The sequence below is a fragment of the Streptomyces calidiresistens genome (assembly GCF_014141525.1).
GTDB classification, from domain to species: domain Bacteria; phylum Actinomycetota; class Actinomycetes; order Streptomycetales; family Streptomycetaceae; genus Streptomyces; species Streptomyces calidiresistens.
Genome location: NZ_VKHS01000906.1, coordinates 1 through 2,016, shown reverse-complemented (window position 1 = coordinate 2,016; position 2,016 = coordinate 1). Strand labels below are relative to the sequence as shown.

The 2,016-nt window shown below is 74.5% G+C and carries 2 protein-coding genes; both read right to left on the bottom strand.

Annotated elements, in window-relative coordinates; genetic code table 11:
• Positions 1-61 precede the first annotated feature (61 nt).
• Positions 62-721 (bottom strand): peptide-methionine (S)-S-oxide reductase MsrA, encoded by a 660-nt coding sequence (gene msrA / locus FOE67_RS23990; protein WP_182666926.1) that lies wholly within the window; start codon positions 719-721, stop codon positions 62-64.
• Positions 722-734: 13 nt separating this feature from the next.
• The coding region (locus FOE67_RS23985; protein ID WP_438874296.1) for a hypothetical protein at positions 735-2,016 on the bottom strand (1,282 nt) is incomplete at its 5' end.

The following is a 2,016-nucleotide window of genomic DNA, read 5'->3' as shown; positions in this document are numbered from 1 at the left end:
TCCGGGGCGGGGCCGGGGGAGTGGACGCGGTCGGGCCGGCGGGGCGGGCCCGGAAAGGGGCTCAGTCGGCCTTCGCCACGCCGATCGGGCAGGAGACGCCCGTGCCGCCGATGCCGCAGTACCCGCCGGGGTTCTTCTCCAGGTACTGCTGGTGGTACTCCTCCGCCGGGAAGAACGGCCGCCCCTCGGCGGTGAGGATCTCCGTGGTGATCGAGCCGTGCCCGTTGGCGGTCAGCACCCGCTGGTAGGCGTCGCGGGACTCCTCCGCGATCCGCTGCTGCTCCGGCGAGTGGGTGAAGACCGCCGAACGGTACTGGGTGCCGGTGTCGTTGCCCTGGCGGAAGCCCTGGGTGGGGTCGTGCGCCTCCCAGAAGACCTTCAGCAGCTTCTCGTAGGAGATCACCGAGGGGTCGAACACCACGCGCACGGTCTCGGTGTGCGCGGTCATCCCGGAGCACACCTCCTCGTAGGTGGGGTTCGGGGTGTGGCCGCCCTGGTAGCCGGCGAGCGTGGTCCACACGCCCTCGGTCTGCCAGAACTTCCGCTCCGCGCCCCAGAAACAGCCCAGGGCGAAGTCGGCGACCTCCAGGCCCTCGGGGTAGGGGCCGAGGAGGGGGTTGCCGAGCACGACGTGCTTCTCCGGCACGGCGAACAGCGGCTCGGAGCGCCCGCTCAGGGCCTCCTCCGGACCGGGGAGCCGGGTCTTGAAACCGAACAGCATGAAGGTTCTCTCCTCACTGGAGGCCGATGGCCAGGGCGCGGAACCCCGCGTACTCCCGGGCGGGGTCCGGGCTGTTGACCCAGGGCACCGCACCGACATAACCGTCGACCGCCCACACGTGTTCCGCCGCCTCGCCGAAGCGCTCGGCGCGCACCAGGAACCACAGCAGCAGGTGGCGGACGTGCGGCTCGACGGGGTGGCCGGGCTCGGCGTGGTGCAGGGCGAAGCGCGCGGCCTCCAGCGCGTCGCTCACCACCTTGCCGGTGAACACCGACGGGGAGAGCGACATCTCCGGCAGGTGCTCGTAGACGGCGAACAGCGGCAGCGCGGGCAGCAGGCTGCCCTCCGGGGCGGAGGCGGCGGCGCTCTGCGCGAAGCCGTACGCCTCGTCCCGCGAGCCGTGCCACTTCTCCGACCAGTGGGTGAGGGCGGTCAGGTGGGCGCCCATGTGGTCGGGGCGGCGGCGGGTGATCTCCGCCCACACGGCCTCGAAGTCGGGGCGGCGGTAGTCGAGGCCGCGCGCGACGAAGAGTTCGGTGATGAAGGGGGTGGGGTCGTCCGGCGCGAGGCGGGAGGCCTCGGCGCACACGGTGCGGGCCTCCTCCAGGATGATCCGGTGGTCCGCCGAGCCGGTGTCGGACATGGCCTGCCAGACGAGGAACTGCGCGTACACCTGGGCGCCGCCCGGGTCGCGGGGCTCCTCGGCCCGCCAGTTCCGCAGCCAGCCGGCGTCCCGCCGCACCCCGTCGGCGCCCGGGCCGCCCGCGGGTGCGCCGGGGGCGGGGCCGTCGTCGGGGGCACCGGCCGTGGTGCCGTGCTCGGCGCGCCAGCGCGCCAGCTCCATGGCCGCCGCGCCCGCGACGGACTGCACGCGCTGCCAGCGCAGCTCGTACTCCTCGGTGAGGGCCAGCAGGCGGCCGACCGGCCTCCAGTCCTGCGTGTTCGCGGTCTCCTCCAGCGCGCCGACCAGGGCGTCGTCCGGCCCGGGGAGACGCAGGTCCAGCTGCTCCACGGGCACCGGGCCGCCGGTGCGGGGCCGGGCGTCGGCGGGGCCGTCGCCCTCCTTCTCCAGGGAGACGCCCTCGCGGCGTTCGCCGGGGCCGCCCGCGCCGGGGCCCGGTCCGAACCCACCGGTGGGGTCGCCGCGTCGCGCGTTCTCCGCCGCCTGTTCCAGTCGCTTGCGCTCCTGGTGTCTGCGGATGGCGGGGGCGCCGAGCACGCCGAAGATGGCGGTCAGGGCGATCAGGAGCAGGATGGCTTCCATGGGGTGCGGCTCTCCCGGGTCGGGTCGGGCG